Source organism: Mesorhizobium sp. M7A.F.Ca.CA.004.06.1.1, from assembly GCF_003999135.1.
In the GTDB taxonomy this organism is placed as follows: domain Bacteria; phylum Pseudomonadota; class Alphaproteobacteria; order Rhizobiales; family Rhizobiaceae; genus Mesorhizobium.
The window spans coordinates 1-2,649 of record NZ_RZPQ01000790.1 but is presented as its reverse complement, the minus strand read 5'-3'; the positions used below and the strand labels follow the sequence as shown (position 1 = coordinate 2,649).

General features: G+C 61.0%; 3 protein-coding genes. 2 read left to right on the top strand and 1 reads right to left on the bottom strand.

What is annotated here, in order from left to right; translation table 11 throughout:
- A partial coding sequence (locus EN906_RS37515; RefSeq protein WP_164777473.1) for a hypothetical protein occupies positions 1-453 on the top strand: 453 nt, incomplete at its 5' end.
- 4 nt (positions 454-457) lie between these two features.
- On the opposite strand, the gene EN906_RS30180 is transcribed toward EN906_RS37515, so the two are convergent.
- On the bottom strand, positions 458-1,744 hold the full coding sequence (locus tag EN906_RS30180) for a GGDEF domain-containing protein (protein WP_127271547.1): 1,287 nt from the start codon (positions 1,742-1,744) through the stop codon (positions 458-460).
- 273 nt (positions 1,745-2,017) lie between these two features.
- Between EN906_RS30180 and EN906_RS30175 the strand changes: the two genes are divergently transcribed.
- A partial coding sequence (locus tag EN906_RS30175) for an ATP-binding cassette domain-containing protein (protein WP_127375602.1) occupies positions 2,018-2,649 on the top strand: 632 nt, incomplete at its 3' end.

Genomic DNA, 2,649 nt, shown 5'->3' with positions numbered 1-2,649 from the left:
TACCAGCTGTTCACGATCGTCAATGCGGTGATCTTCATCATTATCGCGGCGATCGGCATTTTCGGCGCCTTCCTGCCGCTGGCGACGTTGCTGTTTCCGGTGCCGGCGGACACCAGCGCGTTGAAATTCTCCTCGCTGCTGGCCGCTTGCGCTTTCTTGATCATCGGGCTCGGCCTGCCGATCTCGATGCGTCTTTCGGCCATGCTGGTCGGCGGCAAGACGATGCGAGCAGCACTTGTTTCCGCGCCCGGCGACGAGGCGTTGGCGTCGAAAGTCTCGTGGCAGATCAACCGCATCATGATGATCCTATGCGGCCTGCTGGTGCCGGGCATCCTGCTGTTCATTGCCTACGATATCGAGGCCGGGCCGATTATCACGGCGCTGAAATGGCTGGCGATCGCGCTGATGGCGGTTTCAACCGTGACGGGCATTCGACGGCAGAGGAAGTCGTAACGAACTAAATCCGCGCGGACTTTGTCCATGCAGCGGCCGTGTCGGCTTCGTGGCCGCCCGGCTCGCCGACGACGCGGTCGCGGCCGGTCGACTTCGCCTTGTAGAGACGCTGGTCGGCAAGCGCGAACAGGTCGGCTAGGCAGCGCGTGGTTTCGCTGACGCTGGAAACGCCGGTGCTGACGGTGAACTCGAATCGACTGGTGGCCGCTGAAGCCTTGATCGCATGGCGAATGCTTTCGCCAAGCAGCCTGGCGACCGAGTGCGGACAAGAACTGAGTATGGCGAATTCCTCACCGCCGATGCGGAACACCTGGTCCTCGGGACTGGCGACCTCGCGCAGCAGCGCGGCAACGGCCTTCAACACCTTGTCGCCTTCGGCATGGCCGAAACGGTCGTTGATCGATTTGAAATGATCGACATCGATGATCAGCAGGCTGAGCGGCCTGGCGGTGCGCAGGCTGACCTGGACGGCGGCTTCACCGTCGGCGTCGAAGCGCCCGCGGTGCAGCAGGCCGGTCAGCCCGTCACGGCCGACATGTTCGACCAGCGCCTCGTAGCGTTCGCGATAGGTCAACGTATCGAAGATATCGGTCAATCCGCGCGGCGCAGTGACCTGGCGCTCCTCAAACCATTTGAGATAGGCAACGAGCATGGTGCTGAAGGTCACCGCCGCCGCCATCTTGGCGAACCAGCCGCCGAAAAAGACGGCTATCGGCGCGCCGGCAACGAAATGCAGGGCGGTGAAAAAACCGGCCTGGTCGAAGGTCCGCACGCAAGCGACCGAAATCAGGATGCGCGCGAACGGCGCCTTGCGAAGATACCGACCAAGCTTTTCGTAGAGCAGGATGATCAGGATGGCATCGACGAACAGCAGCGTCGTGCCCCACACCATCAGCCAACCCATCTGGTCGATGAAGCCGATGTCTGGAAGCCTGCCGTCGGGAAGTGCCGCGATGACGTGCAGGCGCAGCAGCAGCACCAGCCCGATCATCAGCGCATTGCCGAGCAGCAGGCCGTAGATCGGCTGACGCACGGTTGCAGCGTCCTCCTTCATATAGAGCAGCAAAAGCATGACCAGCTTGCCGGAAAACAGCACCGCCGAGCCAGGCGAGACCATGCCGAACGGCAGAGCGACGTAAAAGACGCTGGCGAGATAGGTCTCGAGGAAGTGCATGACACCGAGCGCGCAGACGAATACGCCGAGGCCGATACGCCGTCTGAAGCGGAAAAGCGTCACCATGACGCTGAAGTAGACGACCGCTTCGGCAAGGAGCAGGAAACTGTTCAGCAATGCCGTCGACCCGATCTCTTTCTCGAAATCGCGAATAGCGAGCGATTCCACTCCGATCCTGTTTTGACGCCGAAGAGTTAACCGGAGATTTCAGCACGCTTCGTGCTGGTGGAAAACTTCGGCGATTGGCGGACACTTCCGCGTGTGACCGGGCAGATATGGCAAAAGCGATTGCCGTTCGCCGCCGCATCGCCTACATAGCGGCCAACCTCCACTCAATTCGACAGATCCAGTCAGTTTTCTGGGCCAGTCAGTTTTTCAGGGAAAGCGCGCGTGGCACGCCAGTTCATCTATCACATGGCCGGCCTCAACAAGGCCTATGGCACCAAGAAGGTGCTCGAGAATGTCCATCTCTCCTTCTATCCCGACGCCAAGATCGGCATCCTCGGCCCCAACGGTTCGGGCAAGTCGACGATCCTCAAGATCATGGCCGGGCTCGACAAGGAGTGGAACGGCGAAGCCTGGCTGGCCGAAGGCGCCACTGTCGGCTACCTGGCGCAGGAGCCTGCGCTCGATCCGGACAAGACCGTGTTCGAAAATATCATGGAAGGTGTCGCCGCCAAGACTGCCGTCATCGAACGCTATAACGAATTGATGATGAACTATTCCGACGAGACGGCCGACGAGTCGGCCAAGCTCCAGGACGAAATGGACCGGCTCAACCTTTGGGATCTCGAACAGCAGGTCGAGATGGCGATGGAAGCGCTGGGCTGCCCGCCCAAGGATTCGGAAGTCACCAAGCTTTCGGGCGGCGAACGCCGCCGCGTCGCACTTTGCCAGCTTCTGCTGCGCCAGCCCGACCTTCTGCTGCTCGACGAACCGACCAACCATCTCGACGCCGAGACCACGGCGTGGCTGGAAGAGCATCTGCGTGCCTATCCGGGCGCCGTGATGATCATCACCCA